Below are 17,300 nucleotides of genomic sequence, written 5' to 3' on the forward strand. Positions count from 1 at the left end.
CCGAGTGTTGCGTTACCTTGACGCGACTTTCAGGTCTTGAAGCAGATTATTCAACACCAGAAAGCTGCCGACCGCATCGCAGGCGGGAACCGGCAATGTGACGTTCTGGGTCTTGATCTTTCCCTGTGCCTGCACCTCAAGCGATTGTGCTTCGATTTCAACGCCGCAATTTTGCGCAGTCACCTCGGTTTCCACGCTCAGCGCGATGGAACCTGAAAGCCCCTCTGCATCGCGCGGGAAGGAATAGACCTCTGCGAGGAACGGATCAGCGGCCTCCTTGTCGCCAAGCTGGATCAGGACACCCCCCTTGCCTGCAACGGCATTGGAGATATCACCGGGCGCGCCCCGCCACAGATGGCCAGGTTCCCCATAGTCAGCGCCAAATTCGCGCGCGTGGATTTCGAAACCGGCGTTTCCCTTCCACTGCAGGACGGCGCGGTCGAAATTTCCAAGTTCCTCAACCTGCGTCTGCGCCACGGCGCCATCGCCATTCGCAAACGCGAAGATGAACACCGCCTCTTCCGACAGCGCGGGCACCACCAGTTGAACACTGCCGTCATCCGCCGTTGTTTCTGTAAAGATCATGCCATTGTGGTGCACAGTCACCCGTTCGTTGGGGAAACAGGCCGCCGTCATCTGCAGATCAACCATCGCCGCCGCAACCGGGCGGGCATCTACGGTTATATCGCATGCCGGGGCCAGCGGTTGCTGTGTGTCGGTCTGTGCCAACTCCGGGACTTCCGGTTCGTCCAACTGGCTTTGCGGCGCATTGGCGGTTGTCACTTCTGAATCGGTTGCTGGCAAGGTTGGCTTGGCGGCGACCTCGGCCGACGTCAGCTTGATCTCCTGCACATCGAGGATCGCGTCGCTGACAGAAGCGCCTTTCACGGCAGTGCTGTCATCTTCGCTTTTGCCATAACGCGCCTCTGCAATGTCAGAGCTTTGCATGATGAAACCGATTCCGGCCGCGCACGCCAAAGTACCCGCTACAGTCAGTATTTCCCTCGTCCGTGACATCGGATTTATCCCTTCCCCGGAATCAATTGCCTAACCCATGCCTGACAATCTGGGCTGCGATATGACGCGTAAGGGGACGAAATATGGCGAAAGGGCGGCAACCTCTTGATCTGCCGCCTCTTTCAGAACTGTCTGTCAGCCATCAGATCCGGGGGCCGTCAGACCAGCCGCCCGTGGCAATGCTTGAACTTCTTGCCCGAACCGCAGGGACATGTGTCGTTGCGCCCGGGATTGCCCCAGGTGCTTGGATCATCTTCGACAAATCCACCCGCATCTGCGGCAACGGGCGCTTCCGCCTCTGCTACGGCAGCATCTGCGGCTTGCTGCATCGCGGCCTGACGGGCGGCGATTTCCTGCATCATGGCGTTGCGTTCTTCCTCGGTCATCGGCTGGGCCTGGCCCAGTTTCTGGGTCACGTCCTGACGCAGGCTGTCCAGCATGACTTCGAAAAGCTGGAAGGATTCGTTCTTGTATTCATTCAGCGGGTCCCGTTGCGCGTACCCCCGGAAACCCACAACCGACCTCAAATGCTCCAGCGTAACAAGATGCTCGCGCCACTTGGCGTCGATCGTCTGCAGCAACAACTGCTTTTCGATCAGCCGCATGTTTTCCGGCCCGAACCCCTTGGCTTTTTCCGCGATCATCTTGTCGGTCGCCTCGATCAGGCGTTCACGGACGACTTCGTCATCGACCCCATCCTCTTCGCACCATGCAATGATCGGCACGTCGATGTTCAGATGTTCGATGACCGCGGCATAAAAGCCCTGTGTGTCCCATTGGTCCGCATAGGTCCTGGGCGGCATGTAGGTGTCGATCAGATCGTCGATCACCTGATGGCGCATGTCGGTGACAATCTCGCTCAGATCCTCGGCTTCCATGATGTCGCGGCGCTGGCCAAAGATGACCTTGCGCTGTTCGTTCATCACGTCATCGTACTTGAGCAGCTGCTTTCGGATGTCAAAATTGCGGCCTTCGACCTTTGCCTGCGCGCGTTCAAGCGACTTGTTGACCCACGGATGGACAATCGCTTCGCCTTCTTTCAGACCAAGTGTCTTGAGCACTTTCTCCAACCGTTCAGAGCCGAAGATGCGCATCAGGTCATCTTCGAGCGACAAGAAGAAAGACGTGCGGCCGGGGTCACCCTGACGGCCGGAACGGCCCCGCAACTGGTTGTCGATCCGGCGGCTTTCGTGCCGCTCTGACGCCAGAACATACAGCCCGCCTGCTTCGATCACCTTTTTCTTTTCATCCGCATGTTCCGCTTCGATGCGGGCGCGCACTTCGGCGGGATCGGCCTCTGGATCGGCAGAGATCGCCTCGAGCACCTTCATCTCGACGTTGCCGCCAAGCTGAATATCCGTCCCACGACCGGCCATGTTGGTGGCGATTGTCACCGCACCCAACTTGCCCGCATCCGCGATGATTTGCGCTTCCTTCTCGTGCTGACGGGCGTTCAGAACGTTGTGTGTGATCCCGGCAGCTTCCAGCATCTTGCTCAACTGCTCGGACTTTTCGATGGACGTCGTCCCGACGAGGCACGGCTGTCCCCTTTCATGGGCTTCCGCCACCTTTTCGATCATCGCATGGTACTTTTCAGCAGCCGTACGGTAGACCGCATCGTCTTCATCCTCGCGTGCGATAGGCATGTTCGTGGGCACTTCGACCACGCCCAGCCCGTAGATCTGCATGAATTCTTCCGCTTCGGTCAGCGCGGTGCCGGTCATCCCGGCCAGCTTGTCATAAAGACGGAAATAGTTCTGGAACGTCACCGAGGCGAGCGTGACGTTCTCCGGCTGGATCTTTACACCTTCCTTTGCCTCAAGGGCCTGATGCAGACCATCTGAAAGCCGACGGCCCTGCATCATGCGTCCGGTAAATTCATCGATGAGCATGATCTCATCGTCGCGCACGATATAATCCTTGTCCTTGGTAAACAGCTTGTGTGCCCGCAGACCCTGATTGACATGGTGAACGATGGTCGTGCTTTCCGGATCATACAGCGACTGCCCCTCTTCAATCATTTCGCGGGCGCGCAATTGCTGTTCCAGGAATTCGTTGCCCTCGTCCGTGAAGGTCACGTTACGGGTCTTTTCGTCCAGCTCGTAATGCTGTTCGGTCAAGGAAGGGATCACCTTGTCGATCGTCAGATACAGGTCCGAGCGGTCCTGCGCCGGGCCGGAAATGATCAGCGGCGTACGCGCTTCATCGATCAGAATGCTGTCGACCTCATCCACGATGGCGAAGTTGTGGTGCTTTTGCAGGATCTCTCCCAGGTTCGATTTCATGTTGTCGCGCAGATAATCAAACCCAAGCTCATTGTTGGTGGCATAGGTAATGTCACACTCATAGGCCGCGCGCTTGTCTTCCTCGGGCATCATCGACACCGCCGCACCCGTGGTCATGCCGAGCGCGGAAAACACCTTGCCCATCCAGTCCGCATCACGCTTCACCAGATATTCGTTGACCGTCACGATGTGCACGCCCTTGCCCGTCAGCGCATTCAGATACGCGGCAAGTGCTGCCGTCAGCGTCTTGCCTTCACCCGTCTTCTGTTCAGAGATATTGCCTTGATGCAGAAAGATCGCCGCCATCATCTGCGTATCGAACGCGCGGATTCCCAGTGTGCGCCGGGCCGCTTCACGACAGGCGGCAAAGGCTTCGGGCAGCAGATCGTCAAGGTTCGTACCGCTCTCTGCACGCTGCTTCAGCTCAGCCGTCTTTTCCTTCAGACCATCATCGGTCAGTTTTTCCATGTCGGGTTCTAGCGCGTTGACCTGTTCCACCAGCGGGCGTGCCGCCTTGAGTTTTCGATCATTTGCGGTGCCAAATACCTTTTTGGCGATTGTTCCAATACCCAGCATGTGCTCTCCAGCCGAATGTGTTTGTTACGGCGCCGATCTGCTTGCCGAGCGCGGTGTCACCCCATAGATAGAGGGGGATTGCGCGGTTCCTCCGCGCCTTGCAGCCGATGTAGGGGCCGCAAGAAACACTGTCAATGTAGCAGCCCCCGGGCGGGGTGAACGATAGGACAATCCATGCAAAAACCCCTCACTTTTCTGGCCTCTGTTGTGATCTCGGCGACTTTGGCCCTGCCTGTCGCCGCGCAGGATAACCCATCTGTCGATACTGTTGTCGCAACCGTGAACGGAACGGACATCACGCTGGGCCATATGATCATCGCCCGCGCCAGCCTGCCGGAGCAGTATCGCCAACTGCCCGATGAAGTGCTGTTCAGCGGCATTCTGGATCAGTTGGTGCAGCAGGCAGCCCTTGCCGACACCTACGAAGGTGATCTGCCCGCCCGCGTCACGCTGTCGCTTGAGAATGAAGCGCGGTCGCTGACTGCAGGTGAAGTCATTGAACGGAACATGGCCATGCCCGTGTCCGACGAAGATCTGCAGGCCGCCTATGATGCGCAATATGCGGATGTCGAGGCAGGCGATGAATACAACGCCTCCCACATTCTTGTTGAGACGGAGGAAGAGGCAAAAGCGCTGAAAGAGGAGCTTGATGGCGGTGCCGATTTCGCCGCGCTGGCGCGCGAGAAATCCACGGGTCCTTCCGGCCCCGGTGGTGGATCATTGGGATGGTTTGGCAAAGGCATGATGGTCCCCACGTTCGAAGCCGCCGTGATTGAAATGGAACCCGGCGCCGTTTCCGACCCCGTACAGACGCAATTCGGATGGCATGTGATCAAACTGAACGAAACCCGCAAGACCCAGGCCCCGTCGCTTGAAAGCGTGCGCGAGGAACTTGAACTGCAACTGCGTCAGACCCGCGTCCAAGGCGCAATCGAAGACGTGACAGCAACCGCAGACGTGGACCGGAGCGGCTCGGAAGGCATCGACCCCGCCGTCCTTAAGAACCTCGATTGGCTGGAGTAGGGTCGCTTGGCGAAGATCACCAAAGTCTCCCCGCTGGCGCCCAAGGCGTTTCCTGACCTGCCGGAAATCAGCGGCGTCACCTTTGCCACTGCCGCGGCAGGGGTGAAATATCAGGGGCGCACGGATGTGATGCTGGCGCAGCTTGTCCCGGGCACGTCTGTTGCGGGCGTCTTCACCCGGTCCAGCACCCGCGCGGCACCAGTGCTGGACTGCCAGGCCAAGCTCGGCGGCAAGACGGAAGGGGGGGCGGCGATCCTCGTCAACTCCGGCAATGCGAATGCGTTCACCGGCAAGGGCGGCGTTGCCGCGGTGGAGGCGATCACCGCTGCCGTCGCGCGAACCTGTGGTGTGGATCAGAACCGCGTGTTCACCTCCTCCACCGGTGTAATCGGTGAACCGCTCCGGGCTGAACGGATCACGGCGGTGCTGAATGCACTTCATGCGACGCAAGACGCCGGAAAGATCGCGGATGCCGCGCGCGCCATCATGACCACCGACACCTTCCCCAAAGGTGCCAGCGCCCAGGTGAAGGTTGACGGCAAAACGGTCTCTATTTCGGGGATTGCCAAGGGTTCCGGCATGATTGCACCCGACATGGCAACGATGCTGGTCTATATCTTTACCGATGCAACCATTTCACAGGGCGCGCTGCAGGCATTGGCCGCAAAACATGCGGACACGACATTCAATTGCATCACCGTCGACAGCGATACCTCCACGTCCGACAGTCTGATCGTAGCGGCAACCGGTGCGTCCGGTGTAGAGGTCGATACCAACGCCGCCTTCGGTTCTGCATTGCATGAGGTGATGCAGAACCTCGCCCACCAGGTGGTTAAAGACGGCGAAGGTGCGACGAAGTTTGTCGAAGTCACTGTTACCGGCGCCACCAACGATGCAGATGCCAAGACCCACGCCATGGCCATCGCAAACTCTCCCCTGATCAAGACCGCCATCGCCGGCGAAGACCCAAATTGGGGCCGCGTGGTGATGGCCGTCGGCAAATCGGGGGCCCCTGCGGACCGCGACCGCCTGTCGATCCATTTCGGCGACACGCTGGTGGCCACCGAGGGCTTTATGAGCCCCACCTACCGGGAGGAAGATGCCGCTGCGCATATGAAAGGCACCGACATCCGCATCGGCGTTGATCTTGGGCTGGGCAACGGACAGGCCACCGTCTGGACCTGTGATCTGACCCATGGATACATCGAAATCAACGCGGATTACCGGTCTTGAGGCACGGGGCATGAAGATGGTTCTTGTTTCCGCCGTGGCACTGATCGACGCGGATGGCCGGGTGTTGCTTGCCCAGCGCCCGGAAGGCAAATCCATGGCGGGCCTGTGGGAATTCCCCGGCGGCAAGGTGGAAGACACCGAAACACCCGAGGCGGCCCTGATCCGCGAACTGCACGAAGAACTGGGCATTGATACATGGCAAAGCTGTCTTGCTCCGCTCACCTTCGCCAGCCACAGCTATGACGACTTCCACTTGCTCATGCCGCTGTTTGCCTGCCGCAAATGGGAAGGAACGCCCATTCCCAAGGAAGGGCAGACGCTGAAATGGGTCCGCGCTCTGGATCTCAAGGAGTACCCCATGCCAGAGGCGGACATCCCCCTGATCCCGATCTTGCGGGACTGGCTTTAGGGCGGCAAATGCTAATTGTTTCCAACTGTGAAAGTATTGTTAACTTTTGGTAAACAATTTTCTGGAAATTCCAAAACGCGCAGCTAATATTGTCATATCTTTCTGGGGGAAGGTCATATGCTACGCACAATTACGCTGGGGTCCTGCATCTCGGTACAGGGAACGTTCATCAAGACCATGCCGGATGGGCGGATCGTCGTGAAGGTCGACGATACGATGTTCTCCGGAAAACCTGTAATCCGCAAAAACTGACAAAAAGAAAGAGCAGCCTTCGCAGGCTGCTCTTCATGTGCATAGCCGGTCGCGCTGATCAGGTCAGCGTCCGGGTCACCTCTTCGCGCTCGAAAATCTCGATCACGTCGTCAGGACGGATATCGTCGTAGTTTTCAAACGCCATGCCGCATTCCTGGCCGGATTGCACTTCAGGCACTTCGTCCTTGAAGCGCTTGAGGGTTTTCAGCGTTCCTTCGTGGATCACCACGTTGTCACGCAGCAAGCGCACCCCGGCAGACCGTCGCGCCACACCTTCGGTGACCAGACAACCCGCGACCTTGCCAACCCCGGTGACCTTGAAGACCTCCTTGATGGTCGCATAGCCAATGAAGTTTTCCTTGATCTCCGCGCTCAGCAAACCGGAAGCTGCCGCTTTTACATCATCCACAAGATCATAGATGACGGAATAATAGCGGATCTCGACACCCTTCTGGTTCGCGGTGTTCCGCGCCGAAGTATTGGCACGCACGTTGAACCCAAGGATCGGTGCGCCTGACGCTTCGGCCAGACCGACATCCGTTTCCGTGATCGCACCCACACCGAAGTGAAGGACACGCACGCGGACTTCGTCGTTGCCGATCTTCTCCATCGCCTGAACGATGGCTTCGGCAGACCCCTGCACATCCGCTTTGACCAGAATGGGCAGTTCACTGACGTTTTCATCAGCCTTGGCATTCGCCATCAGCTGTTCCAGCGTGGTCGCCGCACCTGCCGCGGCGCGTTTGTCCTTGGCCGCGTTCGCACGGTATTCCGCAATTTCACGCGCCTGCGCTTCGGTATCGGTCACGTTCAGCACGTCACCCGCTTCGGGCGTGCCGTTCAGGCCCAGAACCTCAACCGGCACCGATGGCCCGGCTTCCTTCACGCGCTTGCCCGTGTCGTCGACCAATGCACGGACTTTGCCGTACTGTTCGCCCACAACAAAGATATCGCCCTGACGCAATGTACCGTTCTGCACCAGAACCGTGGCAACCGGGCCGCGACCCACATCAAGCTGCGCTTCGATCACGGCGCCAATAGCGGCGCGATCCGGGTTGGCTTTCAGCTCAAGGATCTCGGCCTGCAGCGCAATCGCCTCAAGCAGTTTGTCCAGACCTTCACCCGTGATCGCGGAAACTTCGACGTCCTGCACATCGCCGGACATCTTTTCAACGATCACTTCGTGCTGCAGCAGATCAGTCCGCACTTTATCGGGGTTGGCCGCAGGGCGGTCAATCTTGTTGATCGCCACGATCATCGGCACTTCGGCCGCCTTGGCGTGGTTGATCGCCTCGATCGTCTGCGGCATCACGGCATCATCCGCCGCCACAACCAGCACCACAATATCCGTGACCTGCGCACCGCGCGACCGCATGGACGTAAACGCCGCGTGGCCGGGCGTATCGAGGAAGGACAGGACCGCACCGGTATCGGTGGTCACCTGGTAGGCACCGATGTGCTGCGTGATCCCGCCCGCTTCGCCCGCAACAACGCGGGCGTTACGGATCGCATCCAGCAGCGATGTCTTGCCGTGGTCCACGTGGCCCATGATCGTGATGACCGGTGGTCGCGACTTGAGATCCTTGTCGTCGTCTTCGATCTCCTTGATCACGTCCTCCACATCCGCGTCGGAAACGCGCACAACCTTGTGGCCAAACTCTTCGATGATCAGTTCCGCCGTGTCGGCATCGATCGTCTGCGTCTGCGTGACCATCATGCCGTTGTTCATCAGCGCCTTGACCACATCGGCGACCTTTTCGGACATCCGGTTGGCCAGTTCCGACACGACAATCGCTTCGGGCAGCTGCACATCACGTACAACCTTTTCCCGCTCAACCGAGCCGCCCATCGCCTTCTGGCGCGCGCGCTCCTGTTGGCGCTTCATCTGCGCCATGGAGCGTTGCCGCCCCCCTTCGCCGCCACGCAGCGCCTGGTTCAGCGTCAGCTTGCCGGAACGTCGGCTGTCGTCGCCCTGACGGTTCTTCTTGTTGGTATCTTCACGGTCGCGATCCGTCTTGCGCTGCGTGTTGCCAGGGGCCGGGGCCGCCTTGGTGTTGGGCTGGCGCGCGACAACGGGTTCCGCAGGTGCCGCTGCAGCCTGTGCGGCGGCCTCCGCTTCTTTCTTGCGGCGTTCGTCCTCTTCGGCCTTCGCCTTGAGGTTTTCCTCGCGCTCGCGTTCTGCCTTTTCCTTGGCTTCCTGCTCCGCACGGCGGCGCTCACGTTCTTCGGCGCGGGCCTTTTCCTCTGCCTCGCGGGCAGCGCTTTCTTCGACCTCACGCGCCTTGGCAGCCTGAACGGCCTTCAGGCGGCGATCCATCTCCGCATCGCTGATGCCCGCCGGGCGCTTGGAAGGATTGCCAACGGGCGCGGATGCCGAACCCGGCTTTGCGGCACCCGGCTTGGGTACCACAACGCGCTTGCGTTTGGTTTCGACCACGACGTTCTTGGTCCGCCCGTGGCTAAAGCTTTGCTTTACATTGCCAGGACGCGGTGCAGCACCGCGCAGACCCAATGTTTTCTTGCCGTCACTATCGCTCATTTAGCTCGTCTATCCTTTCGACTGGCCCTTGCCAGCCTCTTTTTCGCGCAGGCCTCTCAACCGTTGGGCTTCCTCTACAACACGAGAGGTGAGTCCACCAGAGGCGAGCGCCCCATGTATCACAGTTTGACGACCGAATGCCAAACCCAATTCGTCGGCTGTCAACCAGCCGATATAATGCCCATAATGCGGCGTGCTCAGCTTTGATTTGCCGCGCCCGGAGCCGTCGGAAGCCTGTATCAGAACTTCGGCTTCTTCTGACTGAAGCCAGCCTTTGACTTTCTCATATCCCGCAACGGCCCGACCACCCTTGCGCTGCAACGAGATCAGATCGACCACCCGCCGTGCCAGCTGCCGTTCGACCTCATCTACAAGGTCTTCCGGCACGCTCACCTGGGTCTTCGCGCCGCGCGAGAACAGCTTTTTTTTCGCCGCCTGTGCGATCATGTCGCGATCAGCGGTCACATACATGCCCCGCCCCGGCAGTTTGCCCAGAATATCCGGCACAACCTGCGCTTCAGGACCTATAACAAAACGCACCAAGCCCTGCTTTGGTTGCACCTCACCTGAAACGAGGCACTTCCGTTCAGGACCATCAGTGCGGTCTTTGGTCACGCCACCGCGCCCCATATCGGACCCCCGAGGCCTGAAATCAGGCCTCGGCCTCCTGACTTTCAAGGGCGTCTTCTTCGCCCTCTTCGGCAGCGGCCTGCGCTTCCAGCTCCGCCGGATCAACCCAACCCAGCAACACGCGCGCTGTCATGATCAATTGCTGCGCTTCTTCCAGAGAGACGTCAAACGGCTCCAACACGCCATCGTCTTTCACACGCTCCCCATCGACGGTGGTCCAGCCACCGGCCAGTTCCCAATCCGCACATGTCGCAAAGTCTTCAAGCGTCTTGACGTCATCATTCGCCAGCGCCTCAATCATTTGGGGTGTCAGACCTTCAAATTCAATAAGGCTGTCTTCAACACCAAGCGCGCGGGCGGCATCCAGTGCCGCCTTGTTCTTGGCTTCGATCACGTCGCGGGCACGGGCCTGCAGTTCGTTCGCCGTGTCTTCGTCCACGCCGTCGATGACCAGCAGTTCGTCCACCTCAACGTAAGCCACTTCCTCAAGGTTGGTGAACCCTTCGGACACCAGCAACTGCGCAAAGAATTCATCCAGATCGAGCGTGTCCATGAACAGCTTCGTGCGCAGTTCGAATTCAGCCTGACGGCGCGCGCTTTCCTGTTCCTCGGTCATGATGTCGATATCGAGGTTGGTCAGCTGGGACGCCAGACGCACGTTCTGACCACGACGACCGATGGCGAGGGACAGTTGCTCTTCCGGCACGACCACTTCGATCTTGCCTGCTTCTTCGTCCAGAACCACTTTGGACACCTCGGCAGGTTGCAACGCGTTCACAAGGAACGTCGGCTGGTCTTCATTCCACGGAATGATGTCGATCTTTTCACCCTGCAGTTCGTTCACAACGGCCTGCACGCGGCTGCCGCGCATACCCACGCAAGCACCGACCGGATCAATGGAGTTGTCATAGCTGATCACCGCGATCTTCGCGCGGCTTCCCGGGTCACGGGCCACGGCCTTGATCTCGATGATGCCGTCGTAAATCTCCGGCACTTCCATTTTGAACAGTTCCGCCATGAACTCGGGCGCGGTGCGGCTCAGGAAAATCTGCGGGCCGCGCTGTTCGCGGCGCACGTCCTTGATATAAACACGGATACGGTCGTTCGGACGATAGCTTTCGCGGCCGATCTTCTCATTCCTTCGCAGGATTGCTTCACCGGCACCCACGTCGACGATGACGTTGCCGTATTCCTCACGCTTGACCAGACCATTGATGATCGTACCTGCGCGATCCTTGAATTCCTCGTACTGGCGATCACGCTCCGCTTCGCGCACCTTTTGCAGAATGACCTGCTTGGCCGATTGCGCCGCGATGCGGCCCATCTCGACCGGGGGCACTTCTTCAACAAAGGTATCCCCGATCTTGGGATCTTCCATGTACTGCTTGGCCTGCTCAACGGTGAATTCCGCCTGATAGTTCTCAAGCTCTTCTTCCTCGACCACCGTGCGCACGCGGGTGAATGTCGCACGACCTGTCTTGCGGTCGATGCTTACGCGAATGTCCATCTCCGCGCCGTAACGCGACTTTGCCGCCCGGGCGAGCGATTCTTCCATCGCTTCGACGACCAGACCGGGGTCGATCATCTTCTCCCGCGCGACGGCTTCGGCGGTTTGCAGCAGTTCAAGCTGGTTGGCGGATGTAATGGCCATTAGGTCTCTCCCTCGGCGTTGTCTTCGGATATTTCGTCAAACTTCGTTTCGTCAATTGCACCGGACGCTTTGCGCTGGCGCAGCATTTCGGTGATCAATTCGTCGGTCAGCACCAGTTTCGCGTCCGACAGCCAGTCGAATTTCAGTCCCAGCGTGCCTTCCGCCACATTGATCAGCACCTCGTCACCCTCAACACCGGCCAGTTCGCCCTTGAAGCGCCGCCGCCCGTCGATCAGTTCGGTTGTCTCCAACTTGGCCTCATACCCTTCGAACAACTCAAAATCCTTGAGCCGGGTCAAAGGGCGGTCGATGCCGGGGGACGATACCTCAAGCGTGTATTCGTCCAGAATGGGGTCTTCAACGTCCAGCACCGCGCCGACGGACTGGGTAATCACTGACAGATCATCGACCTCGATCCCGCCTTCGGGCTTGTCGGCCATGATCTGCAAGGTTGTGTTCTTTCCCGACATCAGCCGCACGCGCACCAGTTCAAAACCAAGATCCTCAATCACCGGGGTGATGATCTCGGCCATGCGGCGGTCAATGGCAGCTTTTGCAATCAGGTCGTTGGACATTGTGGGCGGGGGCCTTTCAGGCACAAAAAAACGGGCGCGCGGCCCGTTCGTAGCGTTCGGTGGAGCGTTTGGTGTGGACCCGAACGCGCCGCTGTTAGGCAGCATATACGGACAGAGACGTCAGACTTCAAGCCCCATCCTGATGCCGCTCAGACAAACCACCAGCGTTCTGCCGCGCGCAGATCATCCAGAGGGCGCAGCGCGCTGACCCGCGCGGGTTGGGCGACGGTCGTTGAAACGGCCTGCATCACGGCCCGTGCATCCGGCAACAGCACCACATCCGCCACCCCCTCAAGCGCGTCGGCGTCGCGGGTATCAACCGCATCGACCAAATAGGCGCCCAGCGCCTCTCCCCGCACGCGTTCGGACGGAATTGACGTCAGTTCAACCTCGTCGAACCATCCGGCGGCCCCGTCCTTGTAATGTGTCTCAACCCGTTCGGTCAGCAATTGGCGACCCGGAAGAAAGCGTTTCACCCGATAAATCCCGGTACCGATCCCGGCGTCGGGCGTATGGGCAGGCCGGATGATGTATTCCGGCTCCGCCAACACAAGCGGCAGCGCCGCGCTGGGCTGATCAAGCGTGATCCTCACCGCAAGCGGTCCGACCGCCGCGACCCTTGCACCCGGCAGGTTTTGCAGGCTTTCCACCACATCCCTGGAGGCAAAGCGTTGCCCGTCATGAAAAAACACATCCGCACGCAATTCCAGATGCCAGATGCGGCCCCCGTCGCTGGATTGCCAACCTGTGGCCAACTCCCCCCGCAGGACACCATCGGCGGCGCGTTCGGTCAGCGTGTCAAACACCATCCCCTGACGTGCCACCTGCATGAACAACCCGTCGCCCGACACCCATGTATCGTCGCGCAGCCCACCGGACAGCGCCATCCGCAACCGCCCGCCCCGCTGCGGCGCACCGGCCGCCGATACGCCCGACGCTGCCAAAAGCGCCATGGCGGCAGCACTGGTAAAAAGCGCACGACGGTCCATCTGAGATCGGCGCAGGGTCATTGCACTGCAATCCGGTCCATGGCGCGCACCAGTTCCGCACTGATCCCCGGTTCTGACAGGGCGTGCCCCGCGTTGCGCACCATCTTCAATTCACCCGCTGGCCATTTTTCGGCCAATGCGTAGGCGCTGGAAGGCGGGCATATCATGTCATACCGCCCCTGTACGATCACGCCGGGAATGTCCTTGATCCGGTTCATGTGGGCAAGGATCTGGCCGTCGAATTCCAGAAAGCCCGCGTTGGAGAAATAGTGATTCTCCAGTCGCGCAAATGCGCGCGCATATTCGGCAGGTCCTTCATGCACGCCGCCTGCGGAATGAATCGAGGCCAGCGCATTTTCCCAGGCGGCCCAAGCCTTGCCGAACCGCTGTTCCATCGGGATATCGCCGGAAAACAGGCGGCGGTTGTAGGCGGCGATCAGATCGTCATGCTCATCCTCCGGGATGATGTCGGTAAACCGCTTCCAGACCTCCGGCCAGAACCGCCCGGCACCGCCACCATAAAACCACGACAGTTCGGACTGCGTCATCAGGAAAACGCCGCGCAGCACCAGATTGCGCACCGCGTCAGGATGCGTCTGCGCATAGATCAACGACAGCGTCGCACCCCAGGACCCGCCAAAGACGATCCACTGTTCGATCCCCAGCTCCGCGCGAATCATCTCGATATCCGCAACCAGATGCCACGTGGTGTTGTCGGTCACCGACGCATGCGGCCGCGACCTTCCACAACCGCGCTGATCAAACAGAATCACACGGTACACCGACGGATCGAAATAGCGCCGCATCGACGGGCTGCACCCGCCACCGGGACCCCCATGCAGCACCAGAACGGGGATACCGTCGGGGTTGCCGCATTGTTCCATATACACCTGATGACCCTGCCCCACGGCCAGCATACGCTGATCAAACGGGTCCACAGGGGGATGCAGATATTGAACTGCGCGTTTTTGATCGGGAAACTTGTCCATCAACGCCCTATATAGCCCACAGGAACCGAAGAAAACAGGGAGTGCGACATGCAATCTGCGCAAACAACCGTCGACCCGTCAGAGATCGCCAAATTCGAAGCCATGGCCGCCGAATGGTGGGATGTGAACGGCAAATTCAAACCGTTGCACATGCTCAATCCCTGTCGTCTGGACTATATCACCAGCCAGATCGCGGGAGAGTTTGACCGCGACCTGAAGGCCGACAAACCCTTCGCGGGCCTGCGTATTCTCGACATCGGTTGCGGTGGCGGTTTGCTGGCTGAACCCATGGCGCGCCTGGGCGCCGATGTCGTCGGCGCAGACGCGGCGGAGCGGAATATCCCCGTGGCCAAGGTCCACGCGGAACAATCCGGGCTGACCATCGACTATCGCCACACCACCGCCGAAGACATGGCCGCCGCAGGCGAACAATTCGACGTCGTGCTGAACATGGAAGTGGTCGAACATGTCGCCTCTCCCATCGACTACCTGCGCGCCTGCCATGACCTGCTGAAACCCGGCGGACTGCACATCTGTTCGACCATCAACCGCAATCCCAAATCCTACATGATGGCGATCATCGGGGCGGAGCATGTGATGCGCTGGCTGCCCAAAGGCACGCATGAATGGTCGAAGTTCATTACACCGGATGAACTGTTTTCCCTGCTCTCGGAAGCGGGACTTGATCCGGTGGACCGCAAGGGGTTCGTTTTCAACCCGGTTGCATGGTCCTGGCGGCTGTCTGATCGGGACCTGTCGGTGAACTATGTCACGGCCAGCCTGAAACCCACCTAGCTGAGCCGTTTGCGCATCTCGCGCAGGATCGGCAGCGCCGCGCGCACGTTGTCTTCGCCCAGATCTGCGACGACCTGATCAATCATGGGGGTCAGCGCTGCAAACGCAGCGTCGCGCGCCCGCCTTCCCGCAGGGCTGATTGCGACCATCTTGCGCCGCGCATCGTCCCAATCGGGGCGGATATGCACATACCCGGCCCATTCAAGCTTGTTCAGCGTGTTGGTCATCGCCCCGCGGGTCACGTTGAACTTCTCAGCCAGTCGCGCGGGGGAACTTTCCTCACCGCTCCAGGCGAGGTGGTTCAGAACACTGAAATGCGAAATTTCCATACCCTTGGGCAACACCCGGGTAAGACGCGCCCGCACGGATTGATCCGCCGCCAGCATTTCGCTGAACAGCATGATCGCCAGCGTTGTTCCGTCTTCACTCATCCCGAGGCACCGATCAGGGTCCTTCAAAAGGGCGGCGGTGGGCCATGCTTGGCACCCGCTGCCTTGTCTGGGCTACTTTTCCCATATCCAGATCAAATTTGTAAACGCCCGGCGCGGTACCCGCGTCGAGGATCACCTCCCCCCATGGGGAAATCACCAGCGAATGACCATATGTATCGCGGGTCTTGTGGTTCTTGCTGGCATGGGTGCCGGATTGTGCAGGTGCGATCACAAAGCAGCCGGTTTCGATGGCCCGCGCCCGCAACAACGCATGCCAATGCGCCGCCCCCGTCACCGGAGAGAACGCGGCAGGCACCGTAATGATCTGCGCCCCCGCATCGGCCAGCGCCTGATGCAGCATCGGAAACCGCACGTCATAGCAGATGGTCAGACCCACGGTGGCAAAGGCAGTTTCCGCAGCAACAGCCTGCTGGCCGGGACGGTAGGCATCCGATTCGCGCCATGTCTCCTCGGGGCTGATCTCCACGTCGAACATGTGGATCTTGTCGTATGTCGCAACGATCTCGCCCGCCGGGTTGATCAGGATGCTGCGGTTGGCAAACCGTCCGTCCGCGTCCCCTGTCTTGAGCCCGAGGGAGCCGATAAGCAGCCAGATGCCCGCAGCCTTAGCTTCGGCGCGCAAGCCCGCAAGGGTGATATCCTCCTCCTGCGTCTGCAAGACCTCACGCTGATGCGCACCGCTGGTCGAGATGCAGTTGGTCACCTCAGGCGTCAGCACCCATTCCGCGCCGTCTGCAACGGCTTCACGAAGTAACCCACGGGTAACCTCCAGATTTGCGACAGGATCATCAGTGACATTCAGCTGAAGGAGGGCGCCCCGCATCACGCGGCCAGCAAGGCATCAAGCTTGCCCGCCCGTTCAAGCACATGCAGATCATCGCTACCGCCGATATGTTCGCCGTCAATAAAGATTTGCGGCACCGTGCGGCTACCGTTGGCGCGCTGGATCATCTCCGGTTTACGATCAGGATTCGCCCAGACATCCACCTCCGCAAAGCTGACGCCTTTCTGGTTCAGCAAACGCTTGGCCGCATGACAAAACCCACAAAGCGGCGAGGTATAGATTTCAACTGGCTTCATGACCCGGTCCTTTCGAGAAAACTGTCAAGGAAAGGATTTAGGTGTCTTTGCCCATGCGCGCCAGTGCCATTACGTCAACCCGCGCAAGGGTCACCACCCGGACCGGACCGGATCCGGCCGCCTTGCAGGCGCGTGTACAGGCGCGCAGTGTCGCGCCAGAGGTCATGACATCATCCACCAACAGCACCGGCCGGGCGGCAATGCGGTGGCGTTTGCGCGGATGTACGGCGATGGCGTCCGCCAAGGCTGCTGACCGCTGACCCCGGTCCAGCCCATCAAGCGACGGGGTCGGCCGGATCCGTTGCAAGACGTCTGGTGCCCATGACATCTGCAACCGCCCCGCAAGCGCCTTGGCCAACAGCGCCGATTGATTGTACCGCCGCCGGATCATCCGCTGCCAATGCAGCGGCACAGGAATGATCAAACTTTGCGGGGGGGCAATATCCCGCACCGCATTTGCCATCCACAACCCTGCTGGCTGCGCGATTTCCTGACGGTCCCCATGTTTCAGGGCCAACACCAGCTTGCGCCCGGTATCGCCATAGATCAGCGCCGCGCGCCCCTGCGCCCAAGGCGGCGGATCGGCAAGGCAGCGATCACAGTGCAGCGTCTCCTCCGGATCGGGCGCATTCCCCGGCAAAGGCGTGCCGCATCCATCACAAAGCGCACCGCCGATGAACGCCGTGTCGCGCCAGCAGGGGCCGCACAGGCCATAGTCACCGTCCACAACATCGCCACACCCCAGACACCGCGCGGGGTAAAGCGTGTCCAACCCGATTTGAAGTCCGCCCCATATCGACATATC

General features: G+C 59.8%; 17 protein-coding genes. 5 read left to right on the forward strand and 12 right to left on the reverse strand.

Annotated features, from left to right (window positions below):
- Nucleotides 1-12: 12 nt before the first annotated feature.
- Entirely contained in the window at nt 13-1,017 is a 1,005-nt protein-coding gene (locus tag AB4X18_RS08070) for a hypothetical protein (RefSeq protein WP_370399599.1), read from the reverse strand.
- 158 nt (nt 1,018-1,175) lie between these two features.
- Nucleotides 1,176-3,878, reverse strand: a complete 2,703-nt coding sequence (secA, locus tag AB4X18_RS08075; RefSeq protein ID WP_370399600.1) for a preprotein translocase subunit SecA — start codon at nt 3,876-3,878, stop codon at nt 1,176-1,178.
- Between the two features lie 174 nt (nt 3,879-4,052).
- On the opposite strand from secA, the gene AB4X18_RS08080 reads away from it, so the two are divergent.
- The 4 genes from AB4X18_RS08080 (at nt 4,053) to AB4X18_RS08095 (ending at nt 6,795) form a co-directional block, all read left to right on the forward strand.
- On the forward strand, nt 4,053-4,901 hold the full coding sequence (locus AB4X18_RS08080; RefSeq protein ID WP_370399601.1) for a peptidylprolyl isomerase: 849 nt from the start codon (nt 4,053-4,055) through the stop codon (nt 4,899-4,901).
- A 6-nt stretch (nt 4,902-4,907) separates the two neighbouring features.
- Complete coding sequence (gene argJ / locus AB4X18_RS08085; protein ID WP_432817277.1) at nt 4,908-6,134, forward strand: bifunctional glutamate N-acetyltransferase/amino-acid acetyltransferase ArgJ; 1,227 nt, start codon at nt 4,908-4,910, stop codon at nt 6,132-6,134.
- Nucleotides 6,135-6,144: 10 nt separating this feature from the next.
- Nucleotides 6,145-6,543 (forward strand): (deoxy)nucleoside triphosphate pyrophosphohydrolase, encoded by a 399-nt coding sequence (locus tag AB4X18_RS08090; RefSeq protein WP_370399602.1) that lies wholly within the window; start codon nt 6,145-6,147, stop codon nt 6,541-6,543.
- A 117-nt stretch (nt 6,544-6,660) separates the two neighbouring features.
- Complete coding sequence (locus tag AB4X18_RS08095) at nt 6,661-6,795, forward strand: hypothetical protein (RefSeq protein ID WP_370399603.1); 135 nt, start codon at nt 6,661-6,663, stop codon at nt 6,793-6,795.
- A gap of 58 nt (nt 6,796-6,853) precedes the next feature.
- On the opposite strand, the gene infB is transcribed toward AB4X18_RS08095, so the two are convergent.
- The 6 genes from infB to pip form a co-directional block, all read right to left on the reverse strand.
- Nucleotides 6,854-9,334, reverse strand: a complete 2,481-nt coding sequence (gene infB, locus AB4X18_RS08100) for a translation initiation factor IF-2 (protein WP_370399604.1) — start codon at nt 9,332-9,334, stop codon at nt 6,854-6,856.
- 9 nt (nt 9,335-9,343) lie between these two features.
- Complete coding sequence (locus AB4X18_RS08105; RefSeq protein WP_432817278.1) at nt 9,344-9,964, reverse strand: RNA-binding protein; 621 nt, start codon at nt 9,962-9,964, stop codon at nt 9,344-9,346.
- A 22-nt stretch (nt 9,965-9,986) separates the two neighbouring features.
- Nucleotides 9,987-11,615 carry a transcription termination factor NusA gene (gene nusA / locus AB4X18_RS08110; RefSeq protein ID WP_370399605.1) on the reverse strand — a complete coding sequence of 543 codons (1,629 nt, stop codon included), beginning with the start codon at nt 11,613-11,615 and terminating at the stop codon, nt 9,987-9,989.
- A complete protein-coding gene (rimP, locus tag AB4X18_RS08115) occupies nt 11,615-12,190 on the reverse strand; it encodes a ribosome maturation factor RimP (RefSeq protein ID WP_370399606.1) in 576 nt (191 codons plus the stop codon). Before rimP ends, nusA begins: the two co-directional genes overlap by 1 nt.
- A 149-nt stretch (nt 12,191-12,339) precedes the next feature.
- Nucleotides 12,340-13,200: an ABC transporter substrate-binding protein gene (locus tag AB4X18_RS08120; protein WP_370399607.1), complete on the reverse strand. Its 861-nt coding sequence runs from the start codon at nt 13,198-13,200 to the stop codon at nt 12,340-12,342.
- Nucleotides 13,197-14,168: a prolyl aminopeptidase gene (gene pip / locus AB4X18_RS08125; RefSeq protein ID WP_432817279.1), complete on the reverse strand. Its 972-nt coding sequence runs from the start codon at nt 14,166-14,168 to the stop codon at nt 13,197-13,199. The genes AB4X18_RS08120 and pip overlap by 4 nt, the downstream gene beginning before the upstream one ends.
- A 48-nt stretch (nt 14,169-14,216) precedes the next feature.
- Between pip and ubiG the strand changes: the two genes are divergently transcribed.
- Complete coding sequence (gene ubiG, locus AB4X18_RS08130; RefSeq protein WP_370399608.1) at nt 14,217-14,963, forward strand: bifunctional 2-polyprenyl-6-hydroxyphenol methylase/3-demethylubiquinol 3-O-methyltransferase UbiG; 747 nt, start codon at nt 14,217-14,219, stop codon at nt 14,961-14,963.
- Here ubiG and AB4X18_RS08135 read toward each other — a convergent pair.
- From AB4X18_RS08135 to AB4X18_RS08150, 4 genes are read right to left on the reverse strand one after another with little or no spacing between them, the layout of a single operon-like run.
- Complete coding sequence (locus AB4X18_RS08135) at nt 14,960-15,394, reverse strand: MarR family winged helix-turn-helix transcriptional regulator (RefSeq protein ID WP_370399609.1); 435 nt, start codon at nt 15,392-15,394, stop codon at nt 14,960-14,962. The two genes, ubiG and AB4X18_RS08135, sit on opposite strands and share 4 nt — an antisense overlap.
- A 13-nt stretch (nt 15,395-15,407) precedes the next feature.
- Entirely contained in the window at nt 15,408-16,238 is an 831-nt protein-coding gene (locus AB4X18_RS08140; RefSeq protein ID WP_370399610.1) for a carbon-nitrogen hydrolase family protein, read from the reverse strand.
- Complete coding sequence (gene grxC / locus AB4X18_RS08145; RefSeq protein WP_370399611.1) at nt 16,238-16,495, reverse strand: glutaredoxin 3; 258 nt, start codon at nt 16,493-16,495, stop codon at nt 16,238-16,240. Before grxC ends, AB4X18_RS08140 begins: the two co-directional genes overlap by 1 nt.
- Nucleotides 16,496-16,532: 37 nt before the next feature.
- Nucleotides 16,533-17,297 (reverse strand): ComF family protein, encoded by a 765-nt coding sequence (locus tag AB4X18_RS08150; protein ID WP_370399612.1) that lies wholly within the window; start codon nt 17,295-17,297, stop codon nt 16,533-16,535.
- Nucleotides 17,298-17,300 lie beyond the last annotated feature (3 nt).

The sequence above is a fragment of the Sulfitobacter rhodophyticola genome, assembly GCF_041281685.2.
In the GTDB taxonomy this organism is placed as follows: Bacteria; Pseudomonadota; Alphaproteobacteria; order Rhodobacterales; family Rhodobacteraceae; genus Sulfitobacter.